The following is a 24,782-nucleotide window of genomic DNA, read 5'->3' as shown; positions in this document are numbered from 1 at the left end:
ATGGTCGATTCCGGAGAACTGACTTCTTCTGACAGCCAGCCGCAGGAACACCACCTGCGGCTGGCTGTTCCCGCACCCCTCGAGAAGCTCGACAACCGCTTCACCGAGTGGGCGTGGGGGCTCCTCAAACTCGACTTCACCGGCATCGCGTTTGCCGCGTTCTTCTTCTGCTGGTCGTTGACCCCTTCGCTGTTGCCGCGCGATTGGCTTTTCCAAGGTCTGATCGGCGGAATCAACTCGGCCATCGGCTACGGCGTCGGTACTGCGATCGGTTGGGCTGTCGAGCGATACCTGCTCAGCGGGCGACGGTGGTGGCCACTGCCCGAGCCGGTGCCTTCCGCGATCAAGGTCTTCGTTCCGGTCGCGTCCATCGTCGCGGCGATCATCATGCTGGTCTACGCGGCCGGGTGGCAACGTGAAATCGCGGCACTGACCGATGCCGAAGGCACGACCACTTCCGGCTACATCCGAACCCTCGGACTGAGCCTGCTCGTCGGTGGCCTGCTCATCTCGATCTGGCGGGTCCTCCACGATCTGGTGAAACTGATTGCCCGACAGCTGATGCGGCGGTTCCACTGGTCACGGTCGGTGGCCAATGGCGTCGGTGTCCTGGTTGTCACCGTCCTGTTCTTCATGCTGGTCGACGGCGTCCTGGTCCGCGGAATCTATGCAGCGACCAACTCGATCTTCAGTCTGCAGAACTCGACCACTCGCGACGGCGTCGTCGAACCGCAGGATCCGATGAAATCGGGTAGCCCCGAATCAGCCGCTCCCTGGGACACATTGGGGTTCGAGGGACGAAACTTCGTCTCGCGCGGACTCGACGCGCAGGAACTCGAAGCGGCAACCGGTAAGCCTGCGATGGATCCGATTCGCGTATATGCCGGACTTGAAAGCGCCGAAGATCCCGAAGAGCGTATGGATCTGGTCATCAAGGAGCTGGAGAGGACCGGCGCATTCCAGCGCAAGGTTCTCGTGGTCATTCCGACGACGGGTACGGGGTGGGTCAATCCCACTGCGGCGCAGGCAATCGAACTTGTGCACGACGGCGACACTGCTCTTGTCGCCAGCCAGTACTCGTACCTGCCGAGTTGGATCTCATTCCTCGCCGACCAGGAGAAGGCGCAAGCTGCCGGACGCCTGTTGATCGAGCGGGTACACGAAAGATGGCTCCAGGAACCGGAAGCCACCAGGCCGAAGTTCATGGTCTACGGCGAGAGCCTCGGCGTCATGGCCGGCGCCGGAGCCTTCGACACACTGCAAGCGGCGCGCGATACCGCCGACGGAATTCTGTGGGTTGGCCCACCGAACGCGACGCAGTTGTGGCGTTCGATCGAGAAGAGGCGCGATCCCGGCACTCCCGAAGTAGCTCCCGTCTACGCGGACGGCTTGGCCGGCGTGCGGTTCGCGGATCGCTCCGAAGACATTCCGACCGACGGGATGACGTGGCCGCAGCCGCGGGTTCTGTTTGTCCAGCACCCTTCCGATCCAGTGGTGTGGTGGTCACCCGACCTCATGTTCAATCGGCCCGAGTGGCTCAAGGAAGTGCCCGGTTTCGACCGCTCGCCGTCGATGAAATGGTTCCCGGTCGTGACGTTCTGGCAGGTGTCTGCAGACCTCGGTAACGCTGCGGGAGTTCCCGACGGTCACGGTCACAATTACGGAACCTCCGTTCTGGACGCCTGGATCAGCGTCGCCCAGCCCGAGGGGTGGACGGCCGCAGAAACCGAGCGAGTGCGGTCGGCATTGGTTGTCGCCGTGAAATCAGAGGGCCCCGAGAAGTGAGGGGAGTCGCCTCGATCGCGCTCTGCGCTACCGCGATCACCTGGAGCAACGTCGTGCTTCCGGCATTCGGTCTTTCGCCCCGAGCCCGCGCCGTGGTCAACACCGCGGCCGGTCTGTCGGCCATCGGAGTCCTACTCGCACGTGGTTACACCCGCGAGGAACTCGGCTTGGCGCACACCGGCATTCGTGGTGGCGCCCGGTTCGGCGGAGCCGCGGCCGGCGCAGTGCTTACGGGTTACAGCGTCGCTTTAGCCGTTCCCTCGTTGCGCGCGACTCTCGCTGCCGACGAGCGAGCAGACGGCCGCGAAGACTTCCTCGAATGGATCATCCTGCACATCCCGTTCGGCACAGTGCTCTCCGAGGAGCTGTTGTTCCGCAGCGCGATGTCCGCGGTCTGGAACCGTGAACTGAACAGGCCGACCGCGCAGGCCGTTCACGCACTGACCTTCGGATTGTGGCACGTCGCCCCCGCCCGCGGCGCCGGCGACAACATTCCCGCAGCAGTGGCATTCACCGGTGCTTCGGCATTGCTGTTCGAGTGGCTGCACCGCCGGGGCGGCAGCGTGCTTGCCCCCGCCCTGCTGCACCTGGCCACGAATGCCGGTGGCGCACTTGCCGTTCGTATCGCTACTCGCAGACAGGGAGTGAACTGATGCCGCCCCGCCGCGCCGTCGACCCCGCCGAATTTCGTGCCGCCGTCCTGGCCGTCGGCCCGTGGCTTCGAGATCCGGAACTGCCGAAGCCTTCGCGCAGTGAACTCGGTGCGGCAGTGAAGATGAGTGCGCGCACTCTCGAACAGATCGCCCCCGGATCGAGCGTCGAGGTGCGGGTCCCACCGTTTGTTGCGGTGCAATGCATCGAAGGTCCGCGTCACACGCGCGGAACCCCGCCCAACGTCGTCGAGACGGACGCTCGGACGTGGTTGCAGATGGTCACCGGATTGCTCGAGTTCTCCGAGGCCTCAGGTGACGGAAGAGTCGACGCCTCAGGTAGCCGCGCTCCCGAAATTGCGCACTGGCTCCCACTGCTGCGGTTGACCTAGCAACAGAGGGGTTGGCGCAGCAACAGTGAGAGACCATCCGGTTCGCTTCGGCGTGATCTGAGAGCCAAGGCAGCCCTCAGGGGAAGTGAGTCCCAAAATGGCCGTAGACTGTGGATGCCCCCCAACCCCTGCCCACAAAGGGAGCGCCCGGTGACTCGTGCCGATCTGTCGGTCAACAGTCCAAATCTCCTCGCTTCGAACCCGTCCGACGAGGACGAGAACGAGCCCCGCGAAGAATGCGGTGTATTCGGCGTCTGGGCGCCGGGAGAGGATGTGGCGAAGCTCACTTATTACGGCCTGTACGCACTTCAGCACCGTGGTCAAGAAGCTGCCGGCATTGCGGTAGCCGACGGCTCCCAGGTGTTGGTGTTCAAGGATCTCGGCCTGGTCAGCCAGGTATTCGACGAGCAGACTCTCGCAGCAATGCCAGGACATGTCGCCGTCGGACATTGCCGTTACTCCACCACCGGTTCCACGACGTGGGAGAACGCGCAGCCCATCTTCCGTACGACCACTGCCGGTACCGGCATCGCGCTCGGCCACAACGGCAACCTGGTCAACACCGCTGAACTCGCGAGCCGCACCCGTGCCGCCGGCCTGGTCAACGACAAGCGCCCCAATGCCGCGACTTCCGACTCCGACCTCATCGGTGGTCTCCTGGCACACGCTGCCGGCGACAGCACCATCGAACAGGCCGCAATGGAATTGCTTCCCACGTTGGAGGGCGCGTTCTGCCTCACCTTCATGGACGAGCACACGCTGTACGCAGCGCGCGATCCGCACGGCATCCGCCCGCTCTGCCTCGGTCGACTCGACCGCGGTTGGGTAGTCGCCAGCGAGACCGCAGCCCTCGACATCGTCGGTGCGTCGTTCGTTCGCGACATCGAACCCGGTGAGCTGCTTGCGATCGACGCCGACGGCGTTCGCTCCTCACGTTTCGCGAACCCGACTCCCAAGGGTTGTGTCTTCGAGTACGTCTACCTCGCGCGTCCCGACAGCGTCATCGGTGGCCGTTCGGTCCACTCGACCCGCGTCGAGATCGGCCGTCTGCTCGCCAGCGAGCATCCCGCCGAAGGTGACTTGGTCATCCCCGTTCCCGAGTCCGGCACCCCCGCAGCCGTCGGATACGCACAGGGCTCAGGCATCCCCTACGGCCAGGGTCTGATGAAGAACGCCTACGTGGGCCGTACCTTCATCCAGCCGTCGCAGACGATCCGTCAGCTCGGTATCAGGCTCAAGCTCAACCCGCTCAAGGAAGTCATCCGCGGCAAGCGCCTTGTGGTGGTGGACGATTCGATCGTCCGCGGTAACACTCAGCGTGCGCTCATCCGGATGCTCCGCGAAGCCGGCGCCCTTGAAATTCACGTCCGTATCGCCTCGCCGCCGGTCAAGTGGCCCTGCTTCTACGGCATCGACTTCGCCTCACCGGCCGAATTGATTGCCAACGGCGCGGGCGGACAGGATGCGACGTTCGAGGAGATGCTCGACGGTGTGCGTCGTTCCATCGGAGCGGACACCCTCGGATACATCTCCACCGAGGGCATGATCGCCGCCACCGAGCAGCCGGCCAGCCGTCTGTGCGCCGCGTGCTTCGACGGGACCTACCCGATCGCGCTTCCCAAGGAAACGTCGATCGGCAAGAACGTCCTCGAGGGGATGCTCGAGAGCACCGCAGGTTCGACGGCCACTCGCGACAACGACAATGCGAGCGCGCTCAGCCGCCCCTGAACATCAGAATCGTTGAAATTCGACAGCCGAGAATCTGCCGTCCACAGCATGTGGGCGGCAGATTTTCTGTTCACGACTTTCTGTTCCACGACACGGCATACGTCGTGAGCATCTGGCATAGTGCCCTCCGTGGCGCAACTGAGAATGGATGGGCACCGGGTCCTGGTCGCAGACCTGGTGGGGGACACCATCAAAGCGATCAACGGCTCGATGGTGGCGTACGAGGGTGCGATCACCTTCAAGAACGCCGGAATGGGCGGTGGTGGCGGGCTGCGTGCCGCGCTGAAACAGAAGGCGGCAGGTGAATCACTGTCCCTGATGGAAGTCAGTGGTCAAGGCACCGTCTATTTCGCGGTCGATGCCCAGGACATCACGATCATCGAGCTCAACAACGACGCTCTGCACGTGGAAGCGTCACAGTTGCTCGCATTGGTCGGACAACTGCGAACCGACGTGAAATTTGCCGGCCTCCGCGGCGCAGGTTCCGGACAGGGATTGTTCACGACTGTCGTCAGCGGCACCGGTCTGGTGGCCGTGCTGTCGAAGGGCGGACCGATCATCGCGCTCGAAGTCAGCCCGCAGTATCCGCTGGTTGCCGATCCCGACGCATTCGTCGCTCACCGTGGCCAGCTCAACCAGAGCTTCGTCACCGACGTCACCTGGCGCTCCGCGATCGGCGGTGGCAGCGGTGAAGCGTTCTCGCTGCGATTCGACGGATCCGGAGTCGTCTACATCCAGCCCGAGGAGCGCTGAACCATGCCGTTGGAATTGGTGAACAGCAAGGTCGTCAAGTCGACCCTCGCGCCGGGCCAGAACGTTCTTGCCCGCACCGGGTCGATGCTCTACTACACCGGTGACGTCCGCTTCATCCCGCACAGCATGGGCGGTGGGCCCGGCGCCATGCCGAACATGGGCGGTATCGCCGGGATGGCCGGCCGCATGATGTCCGGCGAACACGCACGCATGATGGCCGCCGAGGGAAACGGTGAGGTTTTCTACGGGCATGCCGGCTTGTATGTCGAGGTCATCCACCTCGACGGTTCGTCGATGCTCACGGTCGAAGCCGACCGACTCCTCGCACACGACGGTTACCTCCAGAGTTCGATAGTCGCTCTCACGTCGCAGGGCGGTGTGCGCGGAGCAGTACGCGGCGCCATGACCGGTCAAGGGCTGTTCACGACGCAGTTGCACGGACAGGGAAGCGTCGCGGTCCTCTCCCACGGGGGCGCGATTCCGTTGCAGGTCGGTCCGAACAATCCTCAGGTCGTCGTCGACCCGCAGGCATACGTGTGCCACATCGGTCAGATCAACGTCGACATCTCCGCGAACGTCGGCTGGCGCGAGGCCGTCGGCAAGGGCTCGGGGGAGTCCATCCAGCTGAAGATGACCGGCGCCGGCACCGTTTGGGTCCAGGCGTCCGAGCAGAAGTTCTGAGAGGGCACAGAGCATGGGTATCGAAATTCACAATCCGGCAATTCTGCCCGCCAACGACAACGTCCCGGGCAACGACTACGCCTTCTGCGTCGAGATGGCCGGGCAGCCGTGGTTCACGTCCAAGGGCGCGATGATCGCGTACTACGGAAACATCAACTTCGAGCCGCTCGGGCGCACGAGTATGACGGCGATCGTCGCGGCCAGGTTCTCTTCGCCGCTCTACGCGGACGACTGGGTGCTCGCTCAGGGACAGGGCAAGTTGATCCTCGGGGACCGCGGATTCAACATCAATTCCTATGACCTCGACGACGGCAACCTCACGATTCGCGCGGCCAATCTCCTCGCCTTCGAGACGAGCCTGGACCTCAAACAGTCCATCGTCCCAGGCTTTTTGACGCTACTGGGGACAGGCAAGTTCCTGGCGTCGTCCAATGGCCCGGTCATGTTCGCGGAGCCGCCGCTGCGCATCGACCCGCAGGCGTTGGTGGGTTGGGCCGACTGCCCGTCGCCGTCCCACCACTTCGATGCCGACTGGATGCAGAGCTTCCTGGGCGCGGTTCGCGGAAGCATGTTCGGCGCGAATACCGGCGAAGAACGCCAGTTCGATTTCACCGGAGCCGGGACGGTACTGATCCAGTCGAGCGAGAAGGTCGTCCACGACGGACACCTCCTCAAACACATCGAATCCGAGACGGTCGCACTCGGGCAGAACAGTCTGCGCGCACTGCACGCCTCGATCGGTGCGCGGCTGCAGAACTGACGTCTCGGGGTACGCGAGGTCTCACCGAGGGGGCCGGTCCGGTAGCGTATGGGCGTAATCGTCGGTATTTGTGTGCGCGCTCTGGGTCTCGAGTCGAACGATCCATCTCGCGTCACGAGGATTGCAAACACTTCACATTGCAAGACCACTTACCTGTGCACGAGCAATACGTGCTCGCGAGAAATACAAGGCTGGAGTAGTAACCCGATGACCGAGGACAGTCACCGCACCGCAGGCGCCTCCTACGCGGCAGCAGGAGTCGATATCGCCGCAGGCGACCGGGCGGTGGAACTCTTCGCCCCTCTGGCCAAGAAGGCCAGCCGCCCCGAGGTCATGGGTGGCCTCGGTGGTTTCGCCGGCTTGTTCTCCCTCAAGGGTGACTACAAGGAGCCGTTGCTCGCCGCATCGACCGACGGCGTCGGAACCAAGCTCGCTGTCGCGCAGGCGATGGACAAGCACGACACGGTCGGACTCGACCTCGTCGCCATGGTTGTCGACGACCTCGTCGTCTGTGGCGCCGAGCCGCTGTTCCTCCAGGACTACATCGCCGTCGGCCGGGTCATCCCCGAGCGCGTCGCGGAATTGGTCAGCGGAATCGCCGAGGGCTGCATCCAGGCCGGCTGCGCTCTCCTCGGCGGCGAGACCGCCGAGCACCCCGGCATCATGGCCGACGGTGACTACGACCTTTCCGCCACCGGTGTCGGCGTCGTGGAGGCAGAGAAGCTGCTCGGACCGGATCGCGTTCGCCCCGGCGACGTCGTCATCGCGATGGGTTCTTCGGGACTGCACTCCAACGGTTACTCACTGGCCCGCAAGGTCCTGCTCGAGATCGACCGCATGAACCTGAGCGCACACGTCGACGAGTTCGGCCGCACGCTCGGTGAGGAGCTGCTCGAGCCCACCAAGATCTACGCCAAGGACTGCCTGGCACTCGCTGCCGAGACCGACGTGCGCACGTTCTGCCACGTCACCGGTGGCGGCCTCGCCAACAACCTCGCGCGCGTCATGCCCAAGGGCTTGGTCGCCGAACTCGATCGCGGAACCTGGAGCCCCGCTCCGGTCTTCGCCATGATCGCGCAGCGCGGACGCGTCGAGCGCGCCGAGATGGAGCAGACGTTCAACATGGGCGTCGGCATGGTCGCCGTCGTCGCACCCGAGGACGTCGACCGCGCACTTGCCGTCCTCACCGCACGCCACATCGACTGCTGGACGCTCGGTAGCGTCAAGAAGGCGTCGGACGCCGCTGCAGAGCGTGCGTTCCTGGCCGGAGACCACCCGCGCTTCTAGACCGCAACGTCAGCTGCCCCATCGGAGAGATCCGGTGGGGCAGTTTTGTGTGTCCGTGCAAGCAGACGCGAGGCGGAAAATGGAACGCAAAAATGAGGAAGAGCGATCAGCTCTTCCTCATTTCACAGTCTGCGCGGTGGCAGTGCGCGGTCAACGCCGCCAGTCGTCGTAGTCGTCCTCTCGCGCATGCCCTTCCCTATCGGAAGTCTGGTCCGATCGGACACTGCTCCGATGCGAGTTGGTCGATCCACCTGCGAGCTCTCTTTGCAGGCTGTCGAAATCCGTGGTCGGTACGCTGTATTTCAATTCGCGTGCAACCTTGGTCTGCTTTGCCTTAGCCCGGCCGCGGCCCATGGCTGACCCCCTCGCGCTTTCGCGGGGCGGCCTGGGGAATTTGGCGGCCCCGTTTGAGTGTGTAAGTTTCCTGACACACACTCTAGCGTGGAAAAGTCGCTTCCGCTTCCACGAAGGCCTCACCGCCGTGTCTGATTGCTCTCACTATGGCCGCGAGCTGCCAGGATGCTGAAAGAACTCGTCAGAACTTTGTGAGAACTGCTCAGAAGTTTCCGGGAATTGCGCGAATCGTCCCCACTCGGGCGTCGCCGCCGAAGACCGGAGCGGATGCGAGAGCCGCCAACTCCTCGGTCCACTCGGTGTTCATCCGCTTGAGCAGAGCTGCCGCCAAGGGCAGGAGCGCCCGCTCGTGACCGTCGTCGATCTTGAGGGCGAAAGCGGAACCGTCGGGAAGCGCTCCGGCGTAGATGCCGTCGTATCCGGTCTTGGAGAACAGACCCGGCACGGCGGACATCAGGCGCTGATCGTTGCGGCCGGTGCCCGAGACGAGGAAGGGGTTCTCGCGGACCGCGTCGGCCACAGCTCGTTCGGGTGAGTCGGGCTCAGCCGAGGGCAGGCGTCCGAATGCCCGAGCCAGGTTCGTGAGCGAGAGCGGCACGATCGGGAGACCACAACCGTCGATGCCGAGTTCCTGCTCTTCCTCGCCGCTGAGATCGAAGATCGTCTCCTGGATCGCGAGTTGGAGGGGATGAGTCGGCTCCATGTACGTCTCGAGCGGCCAGTCGTTCACGACGCACGTGGCGAGCATCGCGGAGTGCTTGCCCGAGCAGGTCATGTAGATCGGGCTGGGAAGCTCGCCCGCTGCGATCAGTTCGGCTCGGGCCAGTTCGTTGCCCGGCAGATCGGAGGGGCACTGCAACTGGTCGACACCGAGTTGGTAGCGAGCGAGAAGCGCTGCGACCAGTTCGATGTGATCGGCCTCGCCCGCATGTGAGGACGACGCGACGGCCAGCTCTTCCGGGCTGGTGGGTGCAAAGCCGTTACGAAGCGCAGCGACGGCTTGCAGCGGCTTGTTCGCCGAGCGCGGGTAGATGGGTGTGTGAATTTCCCCGAGTCCGACAACGACCTCGCCGTCGGCGCCGAGAATGACGGCCGATCCGCGATGCACGCATTCGCGGAATCCGGAGCGGACCACTTCCACCAATTCGATACTCACGAGTGCACCTGCGCTTCTGCTTGTTCGATGAACCTCTGGACGCGCGCGGTGACGTTCGGTGCAAGGTCGGTGTGTTCTGCGAGGAGCCGTCGAAGCCGCTCAGGATCCGTTCCGGCGAAGACCTCTCGAACAGTCACTCCGTGATCCGGTACGTGGACTCGGGTGACCGAATCGCCCGCGGCGATCGTGCCGGTCCGGTTGACGCGAAGGTAGGCGCCGACGTCGGTCCGCTCGGTGAATCTTTTGACCCAGCCCTTTTCCGCGGCCCAGATGCCGAAGGTGCCGCACGGGACGCGGGGCGCGGTCACCTCGAGTTCGAGAACGTCCGACGCCTCGGCTCCGGTGATGTGCCAACGCTCGCCGATCACGGCGTCCGTGACGAGCATCCCGCTGATGTGAAGATTCTCGCCGAACCATCCGGGGCCGAGAGGTCGGCCCAATTCGTCCGACCAACGCTGCGCTTCGTCGCGCTGATACGCGTAGACAGCTTGGAAGGCACCGCCGTGGAACTCGGTGTCGCAGACGTAGTCGCCACCCAGACCGAGTCGTCCTACCGCGACGCGGCCGTCGACGGGACGCTTGTCGATCGCGGTACGGGGGACTCGCCTGACGCCACTGTCACGTTCGGTGTGGACGACGCAGACCGCGTCGACCGTGCCCGTCACTTTCCGCGCAATCGGTTGACAGCCTCACGTCCGGCCTGGGGTGCGTCGTCCGCGACGATCGAATCCGGATCGATGGACGCAGCGCTGGGGCCGGCCATCAGTTCGGTGTCGACCGGGATGTTCCGCTTGATCAGAGCGAGTGCGATGGGGCCGAGCTCGTGATGATTGACGACGGTCCCGACGCGTCCGACGGCCCGTCCGCCCGCCGTGATCGGGTCACCCGGTTCCGGGACGGCTTCGGCGCTGCCGTCGAGGTGCAACATGACGAGATGGCGCGGGGGCTTGCCGAGATTGTGAACTCGGGCGACGGTTTCCTGACCGCGGTAGCACCCCTTGTCGAGGTGGACGGCGCCGTGCTCGGCCGGCCCACCGATCCAGTGGACCTCGTGCGGGATGGTCCGTTCGTCGGTGTCCAGTCCGAGGCGAGGCCTCGTCGCTTCGACGCGCAGTGCCTCGAAGGCCCAACTGCCGGCGGGCTTGGCGCCGGCATCGGTCAGCCTGGTCCACCACGCTGCCAGTTGCTCACGTGGGACGAGAAGATCGAAAGAGTTCTCGGTAGGCCACGGCATGCGGCGGACAAATCCGCCGTCGGCCAAGGCGTGAGCGTCGTAGGCCTCGGTGGGTGTCTGAACCTCGAGTGCGGCGAGGACAGTTGACGCTTCGGGTCCGATCAGGCTCAGGACCGCGAGTTCGTTGCCGTCTCGAGGTTCGGCCTTGGACCAGAACACCATCTTCTTCAAGAAGGAGAGAAGGTCGGGTCCGCGGTTCGCCTCGGTGTCGATCCAGGTGACACCTGCCAGGTCCGTCTGCACGAAGTGGTGCTCGACGCGCCCGTTGACGTCCAGGCTCAAGTTCTCGGCACTCTTGCCGTCGGGGAGCGCGGCGATGTGCTGGCTCGAAATCGTGTGCAGCCACGTGAGGCGTTCGTCGCCGGGAATGGCGATCACGAATCTGTGACTGCGGTCGACCACCACTGCTGCGCGCTGCGCGGTTCGCTGTTCGCCGAGGGGATCGCCGTAGTGCCACGCGACACCGATGTCGGCCGAACCGTCCGGTGCGGTGACCGCGCCGGGGGAAGTCAGAAGTGGGCTGTTGGGCACAAGAGCGTTGTCGACCACGAGACCAGTCTAGGAGTGTGGGCGGGATCGCGGTTACAGGGCGGCCCCGGCGGCTTGGCGGATCGTTAGGGTTGATGGCATGCCTGATCGCGTATTGGTGACTCTCGACCATGAGGTGCTCGATGCTGACGCACCGTTTCTGCACGCCGACGACCTGGCGGTGGTGCGCGGCGACGGAGTCTTCGAGACGCTGTTGGTACGCGACGGCCGCGCCCGGGTGGTCGAGGGACACCTGAGTCGACTGGTTCTGAGCGCACGGGCACTCGGCCTGCCCGCTCCGGTTCTCGATGATTGGCGTCTGGCGATCGAGATGGCTGCCGAGGAATGGGGGACCGAGAAGGAAGGCGCCCTTCGTCTCGTTCTGACCCGCGGCCGTGAGAGCGGCGACAAGCCGACAGCCTTCGTGATGGTCGGTCCGGTGGCCGATCGGGTCAGACAGGTCCGCGAATCGGGGTTATCGGTGATGACTCTCGAGCGAGGTTTCTCTGTCGATCTCTCTGCCCGGGCACCCTGGCAGCTACTGGGCGCGAAGACGTTGTCGTACGCAACCAACATGGCAGCGCTTCGATATGCGGCGAATTTGGGTGCTGACGATGTGATCTTCGTCAGTTCCGAGGGCAATGTGTTGGAGGGACCACGCTCGACGGTGGTGATCGTTCGGGACAGGACTTTGATCACACCGCCTCCCGCACAGGGCATTTTGATGGGCACTACGCAGCGCGCCCTGTTCGACGTTGCCGGCAGTGCTCGCTTCGATTGCCGATACGAAACCCTCCGACCTGCGGATTTGATTGCGGCCGACGGAGTGTGGATGGTTTCGAGCGTCACGCTGGCCGCACGCGTCCATACACTCGACGGGCTCACATTGCCAGAGCCGAAGGTCTCCGGGGAATTCGCGGAATTGGTTGAACGTGCAATTGATTCGGATTCAGCAGGGCGATAAGCGAATAGGAATCGCGACAGGTCTCTACTACATTTGGTAGTAGCAAAGTCCTGCGGTCCAAACCGGACAGCAGTACCGTGTCCGCAGGGGCCGAGCGACTGCCCGCGTCTCGAACCCCGAAGCCTGTCCCAGGGCCCTACTCTCGGAGTAGCCAATGGATACTTTGGACGTCTCCAGGTGGCAGTTCGGTATCACTACCGTCTACCACTTCATCCTTGTTCCGCTGACCATCGGACTTGCGCCGATGATCGCGATCATGCAGACGATGTGGGTGGTCACCAAAAAGGACCACTGGTATCGGCTCACCAAGTTCTTCGGCAAGCTTTTCCTCATCAACTTCGCACTCGGTGTAGCCACCGGCATCGTGCAGGAGTTCCAGTTCGGCATGAACTGGAGCGAGTACTCGCGATTCGTCGGTGACGTCTTCGGAGCTCCGCTCGCATTGGAAGGCCTTGTCGCCTTCTTCATGGAGTCCGTCTTCATCGGACTCTGGATCTTCGGTTGGGGCAGGCTGCCCAAACTTGTACACCTGGCGTGCATTTGGCTCGTGGCGATCGGCGTCAACGCGTCGGCGTTCTTCATCATCGCGGCCAACTCGTTCATGCAGCATCCGGTCGGTGCGACGTACAACCCTGAAACGGGTCGTGCCGAGCTCACCAGTATCTGGGAGCTGTTGACCAACAACACCGCACTTGCTGCCTTCCCGCACGCGGTTGCCGGCGCCTTCCTGACGGCGGCGACGTTCGTCGCCGGCATCAGTGGTTGGTGGATGGTGCGGAACATGCGCCGCGCCAAGCAGGCTGAGGCCGCCGAAGCCGAACGCCTCGAGTCCGACGCGCGCACGATGTACCGTCCGGCAACACGATTCGCGTTGCTCGTCATGATCGTGGCCGGAATCGGAATCATCTACACCGGTGACGTCCAAGGCAAGCTCATGTTCCAGCAGCAACCCATGAAGATGGCGTCGGCGGAATCGCTGTGCGACACCGAGATGGATCCGGACTTCTCGATCCTCACTATCGGCACTCACAACAACTGTGACAGCGTGACGCACGTTCTGAAGGTGCCGTTCGTTCTGCCATGGTTGGCCGAGGGCAAGTTCACCGGCGTCGAACTGCAAGGCGTCAATCAACTGCAGGAGCAGGCGGAGCAGGACTTCGGGCCGGGTAACTACCGACCGAATCTCTTTGTGACGTACTGGTCTTTCCGCGCCATGATCGGCCTCGCCGCCGGTTCGGCAGCACTGGCTCTCGCGGGGCTGTGGGTCACACGTAAGGGGCGGGTCCCGGACCAGAAGTGGTTCGGAATCCTCAGCCTCGTCGCGATTCCCACTCCGTTCATGGCGAACAGTGCCGGTTGGATTTTCACCGAGATGGGCCGTCAGCCCTGGGTGGTGCATCCCAATCCGACCGGCGTCGACATGATCAGACTCACTGTCGACCAAGGTGTTTCGGACCACGCGTCGGCTACCGTCTGGGCTTCGCTGATCACCTTCACCCTCCTGTACGGAGCGCTGGGTGTGGTCTGGTTCAAGCTGATCGTGCGGTACGCGAAGGAAGGCCCGTTGGAGCACGACATGCATCCACCAGGCGATGCAGATCATGACGAGCCGGAAGATCCGGACAAGCCCAAACAACTGTCGTTCGCGTACTAGGAGGCGATCATGGGACTTCAAGAAGTATGGTTCGTGCTCGTCGCAGTACTGTTCATCGGTTACTTCGTCCTCGAAGGGTTCGACTTCGGTGTCGGGATGCTCATGCCGATCGTCGGCAGAGGCAGTGACCTCCCGGCCGATACGCGTCGACGGGTGGCGCTCAACACGATCGGCCCGGTGTGGGACGGCAACGAAGTGTGGCTGATCACCGCCGGTGGCGCGATGTTCGCGGCATTCCCGGAGTGGTACGCGACGTTGTTCTCCGGGTTCTATCTACCGCTGCTGATCATCCTGGTGGCCTTGATCGTTCGTATCTGTGCCATCGAATGGCGAAGCAAGATCGACGACGACAAATGGCGTCAGCGTTGCGACTGGGGCATCATCTTCGGCTCCTGGGTCCCGGCAGTTCTCTGGGGCGTGGCTTTCGCGAACATCGTTCGGGGCGTGGCGATCAACGCCGACAAGCAGGTCGAGTCGGGATTCTTCGATCTGCTCAATCCGTACGCGCTGCTCGGCGGTCTGACCACCGCGCTGGTGTTCGCTCTCCACGGCGCAGTGTTCCTGGCACTCAAGAGTGCCGACGAGGTTCGTGAAGATGCCGTGAAGATTGCTGCACGACTGGCAATTCCGGCTATTCCGGTCGCCGGCGGATTCGTCCTGTGGACGCAACTCGCCTACGGCAAGGGATGGACGTGGATTCTGGTAGCTGCCGCTGCTGCGGCACTGATCGGCGTCGTCTTCCTGACGCGGGCCGAGCGCGAAGGCTGGGCTTTCGTTCTCACCTGTGTGGCCGTCATCGCCACCGTCGTGCTGCTGTTCGCCTCGCTGTTCCCGAACGTCATGCCGTCGACGCTGGATCCGGCGTACAGCCTGACCATCGAGAACGCGTCGTCGAGTCCGTACACGCTCAAGGTGATGACGTGGGCCGCGGCATTCATGACACCGGTGGTGATCATCTACCAGGGCTGGACGTACTGGGTGTTCCGACAGCGCATCTCCTCCAAGCAGATTCCGGCGTCGATCGGTCTCCGATTCAAGGAGAAGACTTGGTAGTCACGAACCCTGAATCACGACACATTCGAAACACGAAAGAACTGACGGTCGAATTCACGTGACAATCGAAGTAGGCGACGCTCCCACCACTCGGGAGCGTCGCCGGGGGCCGATCGACCCGCGGCTGTGGCGACATTCCGCTTCTGCGCGCGGCTACCTGATCCTGACTGTTGCTCTGTCGATGGTGAACGTCGTGATGGTCATCGTCGCGGCGCTCATGATCGGCCGGGTGCTGGCCGGAGTGATCACCACTCGAACTGTGGATGTTTCCTCGTGGACAACCGAATTGGTTGTTCTCGCCGCAGCTGTGGCGGTCCGAGTTCTGGGGACTTGGCTGCAGACCAGGTATGCGCACCGGGCGTCGACTCGCGTCGTTGCCGAGATCAAGAACGGCGTGCTGACGTCGGCGACGGCGATGAGTCCTCGCGATCTGGATCCGCGGCGTGACGAGATCGCGACCGTGGTCACCCGAGGTGTCGACGGCCTTGGTCCGTACCTGACGGGATACCTTCCGGCCCTGGTCTTGTCGGTGACGCTGACACCCATCACCCTGATAGTCATTGCGGTGCAGGACATGACGTCTGCGGTCATCATCTTCGTGACGCTGCCGCTGATCCCCATCTTCATGATTCTGATCGGCCTGCTGACAAAGGGTAAGTCGGAGAAGACGCTGGCAGCGATGACCACGTTGTCTTCGCAACTGCTCGATCTCCTTGCCGGTTTGCCGACGCTGCGGGCGCTCGGTCGTCAGCAGGGTCCTGCCGAGCGCGTCCGTGAACTCGGTGACGCTCATCGGCGAACGACGATGTCCGCCCTCCGCGTTGCGTTCCTGTCCTCGATGGTGCTTGAACTGCTCGCAACGCTCTGCGTCGCGTTGGTGGCCGTGAGTATCGGCTTGCGACTGGTGTACGGCGACATGTCACTCGAGCCGGGGATAGTCGCGTTGATCCTCGCCCCCGAGGTGTACCTGCCACTTCGGATGGTGGGAACCCAGTTCCACGCCGCCGAGGACGGAATGGCGGCAGCCAACAAGGCATTCGAGGTTATCGAGGCGGATTCTGCCGCACCGGAGGGTGGTAGCACGACGGTGGTCGCTCGCGGTGCCGACATCGTCTTCGACGGACTCGGCGTGACCTCTCGTGGGGGAGTCGCACCGTCTCGACTTTCCGCCGTGGCATCGCCAGGGGCGATCACCGTGCTCACCGGTCCCAACGGCTGCGGCAAGTCGACGGCAGTGCACGCGCTGCTCGGGTTGATCGAACCGAGCAGTGGGCGCGTGACGGTCGCCGGCGTCGATGTCCGAGACCTGGACGAGCACGCGTGGTGGAGTCAGTTGGCCTGGCTACCGCAACATCCGGTCCTCCTGCCCGGCACCGTTCGTGAAAATCTCGATCTCACCGGGGTCGTCGATGCGCAAGCATTGGCTCGCGCCGCTGCTGCGACGGGATTCGACGCGGTACTGGCCGAGCTGCCTGCGGGCGTCGAGACCGTGATCGGCGTCGGCGGTACAGGTCTGTCTTTGGGGCAGCGGCAACGGCTGGCACTGACACGCGTGCTTGCCTCGGACCGCGCAGTTCTTGTCCTGGACGAACCCACCGCTCACCTCGACTCGGATTCGGAAGGGACAGTGTTGGCTTCTCTGAGAGCACGGGCGGAGCGTGGCGACACCGTTGTCGTGATCGGCCACCGTCCGAGTGTGCTTGCCGCAGCTGACCGGATCGTCGAGGTGCGCGCTCATGAGAAGTGACGCTCACGATCCGCTTCTGCGTGCTCTGCGGCTACTGGAACTTCGGCCACGACGCGTACTGACGGCGGTAGCGGCGGGTGTGGCAACACTCGGTAGCGCACTCGCCTTGGCCGCGCTGTCCGCATGGTTGATCACGCGTGCTTGGGAGATGCCCCCCGTTCTCGATCTCAGTGTTGCGGTAGTTGCCGTACGCGCATTGGGAATCTCACGTGGTGTCTTCCGCTATCTCGAACGATTGACGACGCACGACGTCGCGTTGCGCGGAACCACCGCGGCGCGATCGAGGATCTACCAGCAGTTGGCCGCAGGAGATCCCGCGGCAGCAGCCGGACTACGACGCGGTGACCTGCTCTCACGTACGGGCGCCGACGTGGATGCACTGGGCGACGTCGTCGTCAAAGCACTGATCCCGATTGCGGTCTCGATTGTCCTCGCGTTTGCTGCGGTGGGAATCCTGTTGTTCATCTCGGTTCCGGCCGCGCTCATCCTGGCTGTTGCGCTGGCGGTGTCCGGGATCGCGGCACCCTGGCTTTCGGCTCGTGCTGCTCGTCTCGCCGAGGCCGACAGTTCTGCTGCCGCAGCGCGATTCAGTGAGTCCGCGGTGACCGCCCTCGACCATTCCGCCGAGCTCCGGGTATCGGGTCGCTTGGATCAGGCGGTGAGCGAGGCGGTCTCTGCCGAGAACGATGTGGTCGACGCAACCGATCGCGCGGCGGTACCGAGTGCCTTTGCCGCCGCGGCGACGCCCCTGGCAATCGGCGTGAGCGTCCTCGGTGCCCTGTTGATCGGAATTACGCTGTACGGAACCACCGACATGTCACCGATGTCCATGGGAATCCTTGTACTGCTTCCGCTGTCGGCTTTCGAGGGAACCGCGATACTGCCCAGCGCGGCAGTTGCGTTGACCAAGGCGCGGCTGGCGTCGGCACGCATCATGGCGGTACTCGATCGAGCCGACGCCGAACACGTTGAAGGAAATCGTGCGTGGCCGGAGGACGGGGTCCTGAGTGTGCACGCGTTGCGGGCGGGTTGGCCCGGGGGAAAGGTGACCGAACCGCTGTCGGTGGATCTTCCTCGCGGTGCTCGTGTTGCCGTCGTCGGCGAGAGCGGATCCGGAAAGACCACCGCGCTGATGACGATGGCGGGACTGCTGCCGCCCGTCGCGGGAACAGTTCGTGTTGACTCGGTGGACGTTTCGGATATCGATCCGGCCGAGCTGCGTCGGCACGTCGGGTACTTCGCCGAAGACGCACACCTCTTCGAGACGTCGGTACTCGAGAACCTGCGCGTCGCGCGGGGTGACCTCACCGCCGAGGACGCGGAGAAGGCACTTGCCGCAGTTGGTCTCGGCGAGTGGCTGGCGGAACTGCCGGACGGGCTCGACACCTACCTGGTCGGCGGTATGCGAGCGGTTTCGGGCGGTGAGCGTCGTCGGTTGCTGTTGGCACGCGCGATCGTCTCGCCCGCGGAGGTACTGCTGCTCGACGAGCCGACCGAGCACATGGACGCGGAGGCCGGCGCTCAGTTGCTGCGCGAGTTGCTCGATCGCGACGGAATGCTGGTCGATTCTTCGCGAACCGTAGTTGTCGTCACCCACCAACTTCCGGACGGCACAGCAGCTGACCAGGTGATATGCGTCGGAAAAGTTTCTGTGGAAAATACGTTGCCGTCATCGTGAAGTGCGCGTACTTTCTCCTGTACACAAGGAAGGAGGTGGTCTGAAATTGAAGTACAGACGGACGCGTGAGGTGGCTGCCAGCTAGCCGCAATCGCTGATGGAATTCACTTACCGCGTGAGCGGCCGGCGAATCCCAGGCAGCCACCCGACCCCCGAGCCCCCGATCAGTCCGACCGGGATCCGCGCGAAAGCGTGGGTGTGGCTCGGGGGTCGCTTCGTGCCGTGCGCCTTTATCAACCCCCGGCGGTTAATAAAGGCGCACAGCGTGGACAAGGATTAGGCCCCCACCATCCACCGCGCTCGAGGATCGCTCTGACCTCGGCTGCAGTTCGGCACGAGGCCCCCTCCACCTCCTCCCAACCGAAGACCAGTGTGGCGTTGCCTGACAGTTCGGATGCGTTTCCTCGCCGACGATCCCGCAGCGCAGTCGCCCGAGAAGAGTGGAAGGCAAATCCGTCGAGTCGAACGATCAGTGCGACACCGCAATTGCGGTAGTCGACGTCCTCGTAGAGAGTTCTCCCATCGACGAGGACCGGCGATTGCCGTCGTGCTTCCGGCAAACCGTGTGCGCGCTCGACCTCGATTGCGTAGCGATGTTCGAGTACCGACTGGACACCGCGATCCAACAGGTCCAATGTCGAGGACAGCGCTTTGACATATCGCCTCGGCCGGCGGCATTCCATTCGGGTGCGCAATTCCATTCGTGACACTTTGCACGCCGTGGCGGAGCGAACCAGAGAACGAGCGGCGTCGCGAGCCGACGGCTCTGCAACCGCCAGGTCAATTGCGGTGTCGGCCAGCGAAGTACGAGCAGGCTGAGTGGCAACGCCGATGTGGGCCTGAGCGCGTGAACGATGAACGATCACTCCGGGATGGGCAGTGGACCACCCCAACGGAACGGGGTGCGCCGGGGAGCGTTCGGGTCTGACCGTCGGACTCTGACAGCGCGAGGATCTGCCGTATCGGACCGTGATGTGGACCGGCAGTTCGGACTCGATGTGCGTGAGTCCCCACTCTTCAGCTGCCGTCCGGTGACTCAGGTAAGTCTCTCCGCCGCCGAACAGAAGGGCGGCCTCGAGAATCATTGCACGGTTGAGCGGGCCGTTGGTGCTGGATTGAACGCCGTGGAGGACGGTTGTCCATTGACCCGATTCGACCAGGTGTTGGATGCGCCGCGGTGAATAGCCGAAAGGGCGTAGTTGTTTATTGGTCGCGAGTCCGTGTTGGAAGTCGAAGAGTCTTCGGAGATCAGGATCGATGTAGTCGCAGCTCATGCGAATACCGTCAGATCGCGGACCGACAAGAATCGGTCGAAGATGCCGCTCCGAAGTCCGCCTGTGGAATTTGTCGGTGCCTGTGGATAAATCTGCTGTGCGTCTTTATTAACCGCCGGGGGTTAATAAAGGCGCACAGCAGAGCTAGCCGATGTAGCGCGTCAGGCGGGCCGAGAGACGCGGTTCCAGGCCACCGTCAGACATGATCCGCTCCTCGACGTACGCGAGGTCGCCGCCTTCGACGATGCCGTACAGACGCTTCGCGCCGCCGTACAGTGCACCGGACTGGCTGCGGATCACCACGTCGGTGGCAAGTTCCCACGACGCCTGGGTGAGTGCGCGCCCGTAGTACATTTCGACGACACCGGAGCTGTGGCTGAGCAGGAGTTCGACCACTTCCTGGTTGACGCTGCCCGGGATGCCGTCGCCGCCCATGCGCCAGTAACCGCTCTCGCGCAGATCGGGGCTCACGTACTTGCCCTCGGCGTCGAGGCGCCAGGACCGGGACTCCCAATTGAGGTACGGGCCGCCGTCGTGCGAGATGACGATCTGCTGACCGAAGGCGTAGTCGCCGTTCTCGTCGTGTCCTTCACCTTCGCCGCGCCAGACACCGACGAGGGGGAGAAGCGCGAGGAGTTCGGGATTGATATCAGGGCCGAGGCGCAGGTTTGCGGTGTCCTCCGGCAACGGAAGGTCCGGCAGGGTCGGAATGTTGAGCGACGCCGTCGACTTGGAGCGCTCGACGGCGATGGCGACAGCTTCGTCCCCGCTGCCGCGCCTCACGGCACCTGCCGCGGCGGAATCGTCAGCGGTCGCGTCGGACCCTGAATCCGGAGCCTGACTCACGACTCGTCGGTGACCAAGCGGTACACGACGTACACGGAGAACCAAGCGATCATGACGGATGCGAGTGCGAGGAGTACCTCGAAGAAAATGACCACGGGTACATCTTAGACCGCGGCGACCGACCGGAAAAATCGGGAGCCGGAATGCAGAAGACCCCGCACCGGAGGGGTGCGGGGCCGCCTGACAAAGCAGGAATTACTTGCTGACGGTCACGTCCACGTTGTGCACGCCCGAGCCCTCGGGAGCGACGGTGGAGGTGCCGTTGCCCGAGCTGGACAGTGCACGCACGGTCCACTCGCCCGGAGCGGCGAAGAAGCGGAAATCGCCGGTTCCCGATGCCACGACCTCGGCCGTGAACTCTCCGGAGCCGTCGAGCAGACGCACGAATGCGCCGCCGATGGGCTGGCCGTCAGCTGCGAGAACGCGGCCGGTGATGACCGTTTCCTTCTCGACGTCGACGCCGGCAGGCAGGGTCTGGCCCTGGGTAGGTGCTCCACACATGATCAGGCTCCCAATTCGATCGGTGCGCCGACGAGTGAGCCGTATTCGACCCAGCTGCCGTCGTAGTTCTTGACGTTGTTCTTGCCGAGGATCTCCTGCAGGACGAACCAGGTGTGGCTCGAACGCTCGCCGATGCGGCAGTAGGCGATCGTTTCCTTGGTGTCGTCGAAGCCCTTTTCCGCGTACAGCTTGGCGAGGTCGTCGTCCGACTTGAAGGTGCCGTCCTCGTTGGCGGTGGTGCTCCACGGGATGTTGATGGCTCCGGGGACGTGGCCACGCTGCTGCGCCTGCTCCTGCGGAAGGTGGGCGGGAGCGAGGATCTTGCCCGAGAACTCGTCAGGGCTACGAACGTCGACGAGGTTCTTGCTGCCGATGGCGTCGATGACCTCGTCGCGGAAAGCGCGGATCGAGAAGTCGGGGGTCTCGGCCTTGTACTGCGTGGCTTCGCGGTTGACTGCGTCCTTGGAGAGCGGGCGTCCGTCGAGTTCCCACTTCTTGCGGCCGCCGTCGATCAGCTTGATGTCCTGGTGGCCGTACAGCTTGAAGTACCAGTAAGCGTAAGCGGCGAACCAGTTGTTGTTGCCACCGTAGAGAACGACGGTGTCGTCGTTCGCAATGCCTTTGGCGGAGAGCAGATCCGAGAACTGCTCCTGGTTCAGGAAGTCGCGTCGGACGCCGTCCTGGAGGTCCTTGCGCCAGTCGAGCTTGACTGCACCCTCGATGTGGCCGCCGTCGTATGCGCTGGTGTCCTCGTCCACCTCGACAAAAACGGTCTTGGGGGTGTTGAGGTTCTGCTCAGCCCAGTCAGCGGAGACTAGGACGTCGGAGCGAGCCATGGTGTTCCTTTCGATGTGGTCTTGCATCGGTCGTTATCTAGCAGGGGTTCAGCAGGGTTGTGGGGCAAGCGTTTTCACGCGGTGGTAGCGCGGCCGGTATTTCGCAGCCTTGCGACGAGTGGATAGATCTGGCAGCCGAGGCAGATGCCGAACGCGGCGTTGAGCAGGGCCGCGAACAAGGCGAAGCCGGTGGCAACGGTGCCGACGATCGTCGACCCGGCCAGGAAACCGACCGTGCCGGCGAGTGCGAAGACGAAGCCGACGAACTGCGCGAAGCGCAGCGGTGCCACGGGTTCGCGTTCGCTGACCGGCGAGAGTCGCGGGGCGACGAGCTTGCCGAAGATCTGGCCGTACGGGCTGCGCTTGGGGCCGAGTACCGCTCCGACCGCGAAGACTATGGCCTGCAGTGCGAGAACGACGGTGGCGGCGGGCAGTGAGAAGGTCGAGAGGATGAGCGTGAGTACGAGAACGCCGGTGGTGACCCACGCGGCGAATCGAGGTCCGCGGACGTCGACCTGCTCGAGCTGGGGTGTGGTTGTGGACATCGGGAGTGCTCCTGCGCTGGATTGCATGATGCTGTGCCTGGACCGAGAAAACGGGACGTCAAAGTCCCACTCGGTGGATTGATCACGTGAGCGAAAGCTCGAAGGTCAGAGATATCTGACGGATGTGGTGATCAGCAACAGGTACAGCAACAGCCCCCGAGGCGGCACAGGTCTACTGCGCGGCGTCGGGTGAGCATCAGCTCGTGGCGGGTTTGCACGTCGGCGAGTTTACCCCGAATTCTCGGATTTTGGCTCGTGGGGTCCGGATAGTGGTACGAGTGCAGCTTTCAGATCGGCTGCGGATGGCACTCCGGACACCCGGAACTGTTCCTCCAGGCCACCGTCGAGGATGAAGGTGGTGGGCAGCGAGAGGACACTCATCTCGCGTGCCAGAGCCGGTTCCTTGTCGATGTCGAGCTCGATCTCCACCGGCGGACGGGGAGCGTCGGCCATCGAGATCACGACCTGACCGACGACGCGGCGTACTGCCGCGCACGGTCCGCACCAGTCGGCAGAGAAATGCAGTACGACGGGTCCGCCGTTCGGCGAAGAGACTCCAGCGGCGCGGAGCAGTTCGAGGCGACTGTCCGCCGCGCCGGTCGCGGCCGGCGTGGTGACTCGGACCTTTCCGTTGCGCGACTTGAGAAAGAGCCCGACCGCGACGACGGCGACCAGCGCGACCAGCAGAATTGTGATCCCGGTCATCGGTTCTGCAGCTCTGCGAGATCGATCGTCGTGTTTTCGGCGCTGCCTTCGATCACGATTCTTCCGCCTTCCGCGTAGACCAGGCTCGGCTGAATTCCGTAGGGGAGTGCCTGCGGATCGATCGTGTAGCTGAACAGTCCGAGGACGACGGGTTCGAGTGCTGCGGGGATCGAGAAATCGGCTTTGCCCTCCGGACCGAAATACAGATTGCTGGCGACGATCTTGACCTGCCCACCTTCCAGAACCAGGTTGGCCTGCACGCTCACTGCAGTCTCGACCGGGCCGACGGCAACCGTTCCCGTCAGCACGACGGCGCCCGCGGTGCTCGCTCCGGTTCCGCCGCTGCCCCCGGTGCCATCCGACTTGTTGGCAGGCGGCGAAGATACCTGCAGGTCAGGGATATTGAGCAGCTTTCCGAGGTCGGTGGCGTTGATTCCCATCCGGCCGTCGAGTTTGTCGACGGGGAGTTGGGTGACATTGCCGTTCACGATGTCGGAGAAGGGAACGGTGACCCCGCGCAGATCGGCCTCGACGGTCACTTCGCCCACCACGTCGCTCTGGACGCCGGTAGCTCTGACGTAGACGTCCTTGTATTTCCCGCCGAGTGCCTGGGTGAGGAAGGGGAACCCGTTGAAGGTGACCTCCGGATCCGACTCGAGTGATGCGCCGGTTCGGAGCTCGCGGGAAACCCGGTACTCGGCGTACGCGGCCGCGCCGAAATCGGCCACCAGTCCGAGGCCGAGGAGAAAGACGATGCCGATGATCAGTTTGCGCACCGCACCATTGTGACGGACTCCGGTCGGGGTTCGATGCGACGGCCCCGGTACCAGGCACGCTAATGTAGGGACCGACCAAAAGCGTCGAACTACTCGAGCGTTGCCCTCACGGGTTGCGCGGGCTACTAGATAGGAGGCCGTGTGGAACTGCTCCTCCTCACCTCCGACCCCAACCCGGAAGCTGTACTACCGGCGTTGGCGTTGCTGGCGCACTCGGTTCGGCCTGCCCCCACAGAGGTTTCCTCGCTACTCGAGGCAAGTTCCGCGGACGTGGCATTGGTGGATGCGCGCACCGATCTGGCTGCCGCACGCGGGTTGTGTCGATTGCTCGGAAGCACAGGATCCGCAGTACCTGTGGTCGCCGTCCTCACCGAAGGCGGACTCGTTGCCGTCAACGCCGACTGGGGGTTGGACGACATCCTGCTTCCCGGTACCGGTCCGGCTGAGGTGGACGCCCGATTGCGGTTGTTGGTCGCCCGCAGCGGCGGTGTGGCCAGTCCGGAAGCGTCGGGAAAGATCACGCTGGGCGAACTGGTTATCGACGAGGGGACGTACACGGCACGACTGCGTGGACGGCCCCTTGATTTGACTTACAAGGAATTCGAGCTGCTCAAGTACCTCGCGCAGCACGCCGGACGGGTATTCACCCGGGCGCAGCTGCTGCAGGAAGTGTGGGGCTACGACTTCTTCGGCGGCACCAGGACGGTCGACGTCCACGTGCGTCGTCTGCGGGCGAAACTCGGCACCGAATACGAGTCCTTGATCGGTACAGTCCGAAATGTCGGATATAAGGCAGTGCGTCCGACCAGGGCCAAGGGTGGCGCAGCTGCTCCCGTTCAGTTCGAGGACGACGAGGACGTCGACTACGACGCGGCCGACGGATCGGTGGTCTGAC

The 24,782-nt window shown here is 63.7% G+C and carries 26 protein-coding genes; 14 read left to right on the top strand and 12 right to left on the bottom strand.

Annotation, left to right across the window (positions count from 1 at the left end):
* From BH682_RS23560 to purM, 8 genes are all read left to right on the top strand, one after another.
* Nucleotides 1–1,785: an alpha/beta hydrolase gene (locus tag BH682_RS23560; protein WP_042922291.1), complete on the top strand. Its 1,785-nt coding sequence runs from the start codon at nt 1–3 to the stop codon at nt 1,783–1,785.
* On the top strand, nt 1,782–2,438 hold the full coding sequence (locus BH682_RS23555; protein ID WP_075834267.1) for a CPBP family intramembrane glutamic endopeptidase: 657 nt from the start codon (nt 1,782–1,784) through the stop codon (nt 2,436–2,438). Before BH682_RS23560 ends, BH682_RS23555 begins: the two co-directional genes overlap by 4 nt.
* On the top strand, nt 2,438–2,827 hold the full coding sequence (locus BH682_RS23550; protein ID WP_007733822.1) for a sterol carrier family protein: 390 nt from the start codon (nt 2,438–2,440) through the stop codon (nt 2,825–2,827). Before BH682_RS23555 ends, BH682_RS23550 begins: the two co-directional genes overlap by 1 nt.
* 150 nt (nt 2,828–2,977) lie before the next feature.
* Entirely contained in the window at nt 2,978–4,555 is a 1,578-nt protein-coding gene (purF, locus tag BH682_RS23545; protein WP_003940541.1) for an amidophosphoribosyltransferase, read from the top strand.
* Nucleotides 4,556–4,699: 144 nt separating this feature from the next.
* Nucleotides 4,700–5,308, top strand: coding sequence for an AIM24 family protein (locus BH682_RS23540; protein WP_003940441.1), 609 nt, complete (start codon nt 4,700–4,702; stop codon nt 5,306–5,308).
* A gap of 3 nt (nt 5,309–5,311) precedes the next feature.
* Entirely contained in the window at nt 5,312–5,989 is a 678-nt protein-coding gene (locus BH682_RS23535; protein ID WP_003939918.1) for an AIM24 family protein, read from the top strand.
* Between the two features lie 13 nt (nt 5,990–6,002).
* Nucleotides 6,003–6,749, top strand: coding sequence for an AIM24 family protein (locus tag BH682_RS23530; protein ID WP_075834265.1), 747 nt, complete (start codon nt 6,003–6,005; stop codon nt 6,747–6,749).
* A gap of 207 nt (nt 6,750–6,956) precedes the next feature.
* On the top strand, nt 6,957–8,036 hold the full coding sequence (gene purM, locus BH682_RS23525) for a phosphoribosylformylglycinamidine cyclo-ligase (RefSeq protein ID WP_003940225.1): 1,080 nt from the start codon (nt 6,957–6,959) through the stop codon (nt 8,034–8,036).
* Nucleotides 8,037–8,186: 150 nt separating this feature from the next.
* Here the strand turns inward: purM and BH682_RS23520 are convergent, their stop codons facing one another.
* The 4 genes from BH682_RS23520 to ygfZ form a co-directional block, all read right to left on the bottom strand.
* Nucleotides 8,187–8,390 carry a DUF3073 domain-containing protein gene (locus BH682_RS23520; protein WP_003940337.1) on the bottom strand — a complete coding sequence of 68 codons (204 nt, stop codon included), beginning with the start codon at nt 8,388–8,390 and terminating at the stop codon, nt 8,187–8,189.
* 202 nt (nt 8,391–8,592) lie between these two features.
* Nucleotides 8,593–9,546, bottom strand: coding sequence for an asparaginase (locus tag BH682_RS23515; protein ID WP_003940365.1), 954 nt, complete (start codon nt 9,544–9,546; stop codon nt 8,593–8,595).
* Nucleotides 9,543–10,211 carry an MOSC domain-containing protein gene (locus tag BH682_RS23510; protein ID WP_030535239.1) on the bottom strand — a complete coding sequence of 223 codons (669 nt, stop codon included), beginning with the start codon at nt 10,209–10,211 and terminating at the stop codon, nt 9,543–9,545. Before BH682_RS23510 ends, BH682_RS23515 begins: the two co-directional genes overlap by 4 nt.
* Nucleotides 10,208–11,329: a CAF17-like 4Fe-4S cluster assembly/insertion protein YgfZ gene (gene ygfZ, locus BH682_RS23505; protein WP_007733828.1), complete on the bottom strand. Its 1,122-nt coding sequence runs from the start codon at nt 11,327–11,329 to the stop codon at nt 10,208–10,210. The genes BH682_RS23510 and ygfZ overlap by 4 nt, the downstream gene beginning before the upstream one ends.
* A 79-nt stretch (nt 11,330–11,408) precedes the next feature.
* Here ygfZ and BH682_RS23500 point away from each other — a divergent pair, with 79 nt between their 5' ends.
* The 5 genes from BH682_RS23500 (at nt 11,409) to cydC (ending at nt 18,404) form a co-directional block, all read left to right on the top strand.
* Nucleotides 11,409–12,272 (top strand): aminodeoxychorismate lyase, encoded by an 864-nt coding sequence (locus BH682_RS23500; RefSeq protein WP_007733829.1) that lies wholly within the window; start codon nt 11,409–11,411, stop codon nt 12,270–12,272.
* A gap of 154 nt (nt 12,273–12,426) precedes the next feature.
* A complete protein-coding gene (locus BH682_RS23495) occupies nt 12,427–13,926 on the top strand; it encodes a cytochrome ubiquinol oxidase subunit I (RefSeq protein WP_003939875.1) in 1,500 nt (499 codons plus the stop codon).
* A 9-nt stretch (nt 13,927–13,935) separates the two neighbouring features.
* A complete protein-coding gene (gene cydB, locus BH682_RS23490; RefSeq protein WP_003939727.1) occupies nt 13,936–14,979 on the top strand; it encodes a cytochrome d ubiquinol oxidase subunit II in 1,044 nt (347 codons plus the stop codon).
* A gap of 58 nt (nt 14,980–15,037) precedes the next feature.
* Nucleotides 15,038–16,726 carry a thiol reductant ABC exporter subunit CydD gene (gene cydD / locus BH682_RS23485; RefSeq protein WP_058037750.1) on the top strand — a complete coding sequence of 563 codons (1,689 nt, stop codon included), beginning with the start codon at nt 15,038–15,040 and terminating at the stop codon, nt 16,724–16,726.
* Entirely contained in the window at nt 16,716–18,404 is a 1,689-nt protein-coding gene (gene cydC / locus BH682_RS23480; RefSeq protein WP_075834263.1) for a thiol reductant ABC exporter subunit CydC, read from the top strand. The genes cydD and cydC overlap by 11 nt, the downstream gene beginning before the upstream one ends.
* Nucleotides 18,405–18,637: 233 nt before the next feature.
* Here the strand turns inward: cydC and BH682_RS23475 are convergent, their stop codons facing one another.
* The 8 genes from BH682_RS23475 to BH682_RS23445 all read right to left on the bottom strand — a co-directional run bounded on the left by BH682_RS23475 (nt 18,638) and on the right by BH682_RS23445 (nt 23,887).
* A complete protein-coding gene (locus tag BH682_RS23475; protein WP_075834261.1) occupies nt 18,638–19,678 on the bottom strand; it encodes a type IV toxin-antitoxin system AbiEi family antitoxin domain-containing protein in 1,041 nt (346 codons plus the stop codon).
* 144 nt (nt 19,679–19,822) lie between these two features.
* On the bottom strand, nt 19,823–20,461 hold the full coding sequence (locus tag BH682_RS23470; RefSeq protein ID WP_039973378.1) for an FABP family protein: 639 nt from the start codon (nt 20,459–20,461) through the stop codon (nt 19,823–19,825).
* A gap of 258 nt (nt 20,462–20,719) precedes the next feature.
* On the bottom strand, nt 20,720–21,025 hold the full coding sequence (locus tag BH682_RS23465; protein ID WP_003939797.1) for a DUF1416 domain-containing protein: 306 nt from the start codon (nt 21,023–21,025) through the stop codon (nt 20,720–20,722).
* A 2-nt stretch (nt 21,026–21,027) separates the two neighbouring features.
* Nucleotides 21,028–21,861 carry a sulfurtransferase gene (locus BH682_RS23460; RefSeq protein ID WP_003939859.1) on the bottom strand — a complete coding sequence of 278 codons (834 nt, stop codon included), beginning with the start codon at nt 21,859–21,861 and terminating at the stop codon, nt 21,028–21,030.
* Nucleotides 21,862–21,935: 74 nt separating this feature from the next.
* On the bottom strand, nt 21,936–22,406 hold the full coding sequence (locus BH682_RS23455) for a DUF4395 domain-containing protein (RefSeq protein ID WP_003940408.1): 471 nt from the start codon (nt 22,404–22,406) through the stop codon (nt 21,936–21,938).
* Between the two features lie 131 nt (nt 22,407–22,537).
* The gene (locus BH682_RS37325; protein WP_350318872.1) at nt 22,538–22,624 is read right to left on the bottom strand and encodes a putative leader peptide; all 87 of its coding nucleotides are present in this window, start codon (nt 22,622–22,624) and stop codon (nt 22,538–22,540) included.
* Nucleotides 22,625–22,634: 10 nt separating this feature from the next.
* Entirely contained in the window at nt 22,635–23,111 is a 477-nt protein-coding gene (locus BH682_RS23450; RefSeq protein ID WP_003939684.1) for a thioredoxin family protein, read from the bottom strand.
* Entirely contained in the window at nt 23,108–23,887 is a 780-nt protein-coding gene (locus BH682_RS23445) for an LmeA family phospholipid-binding protein (RefSeq protein ID WP_003939847.1), read from the bottom strand. Before BH682_RS23445 ends, BH682_RS23450 begins: the two co-directional genes overlap by 4 nt.
* 141 nt (nt 23,888–24,028) lie before the next feature.
* Here BH682_RS23445 and BH682_RS23440 point away from each other — a divergent pair, with 141 nt between their 5' ends.
* A complete protein-coding gene (locus tag BH682_RS23440; protein ID WP_003939728.1) occupies nt 24,029–24,781 on the top strand; it encodes a winged helix-turn-helix transcriptional regulator in 753 nt (250 codons plus the stop codon).
* The last annotated feature ends 1 nt before the right edge of the window (nt 24,782 follow it).

The organism is Rhodococcus sp. YL-1, from assembly GCF_001942025.1.
GTDB lineage: Bacteria > Actinomycetota > Actinomycetes > Mycobacteriales > Mycobacteriaceae > Rhodococcus_F > Rhodococcus_F qingshengii.
This window is presented reverse-complemented; position numbering and strand designations above follow the sequence as displayed.

Excerpts from the sequence above, each read along its gene's own strand:
- BH682_RS23560 (WP_042922291.1), top strand. The coding sequence starts at position 1 with ATGGTCGATTCCGGAGAACTGACTTCTTCTGACAGCCAGCCGCAGGAA.
- BH682_RS23550 (WP_007733822.1), top strand. The coding sequence starts at position 2,438 with ATGCCGCCCCGCCGCGCCGTCGACCCCGCCGAATTTCGTGCCGCCGTC.
- BH682_RS23540 (WP_003940441.1), top strand. The coding sequence starts at position 4,700 with ATGGATGGGCACCGGGTCCTGGTCGCAGACCTGGTGGGGGACACCATC.
- BH682_RS23535 (WP_003939918.1), top strand. The coding sequence starts at position 5,312 with ATGCCGTTGGAATTGGTGAACAGCAAGGTCGTCAAGTCGACCCTCGCG.
- BH682_RS23530 (WP_075834265.1), top strand. The coding sequence starts at position 6,003 with ATGGGTATCGAAATTCACAATCCGGCAATTCTGCCCGCCAACGACAAC.
- purM (WP_003940225.1), top strand. The coding sequence starts at position 6,957 with ATGACCGAGGACAGTCACCGCACCGCAGGCGCCTCCTACGCGGCAGCA.
- BH682_RS23520 (WP_003940337.1), bottom strand. The coding sequence starts at position 8,390 with ATGGGCCGCGGCCGGGCTAAGGCAAAGCAGACCAAGGTTGCACGCGAA.
- BH682_RS23500 (WP_007733829.1), top strand. The coding sequence starts at position 11,409 with ATGCCTGATCGCGTATTGGTGACTCTCGACCATGAGGTGCTCGATGCT.
- BH682_RS23495 (WP_003939875.1), top strand. The coding sequence starts at position 12,427 with ATGGATACTTTGGACGTCTCCAGGTGGCAGTTCGGTATCACTACCGTC.
- cydB (WP_003939727.1), top strand. The coding sequence starts at position 13,936 with ATGGGACTTCAAGAAGTATGGTTCGTGCTCGTCGCAGTACTGTTCATC.
- cydC (WP_075834263.1), top strand. The coding sequence starts at position 16,716 with ATGAGAAGTGACGCTCACGATCCGCTTCTGCGTGCTCTGCGGCTACTG.
- BH682_RS23475 (WP_075834261.1), bottom strand. The coding sequence starts at position 19,678 with ATGAGCTGCGACTACATCGATCCTGATCTCCGAAGACTCTTCGACTTC.
- BH682_RS23465 (WP_003939797.1), bottom strand. The coding sequence starts at position 21,025 with ATGTGTGGAGCACCTACCCAGGGCCAGACCCTGCCTGCCGGCGTCGAC.
- BH682_RS23460 (WP_003939859.1), bottom strand. The coding sequence starts at position 21,861 with ATGGCTCGCTCCGACGTCCTAGTCTCCGCTGACTGGGCTGAGCAGAAC.
- BH682_RS23455 (WP_003940408.1), bottom strand. The coding sequence starts at position 22,406 with ATGTCCACAACCACACCCCAGCTCGAGCAGGTCGACGTCCGCGGACCT.
- BH682_RS23450 (WP_003939684.1), bottom strand. The coding sequence starts at position 23,111 with ATGACCGGGATCACAATTCTGCTGGTCGCGCTGGTCGCCGTCGTCGCG.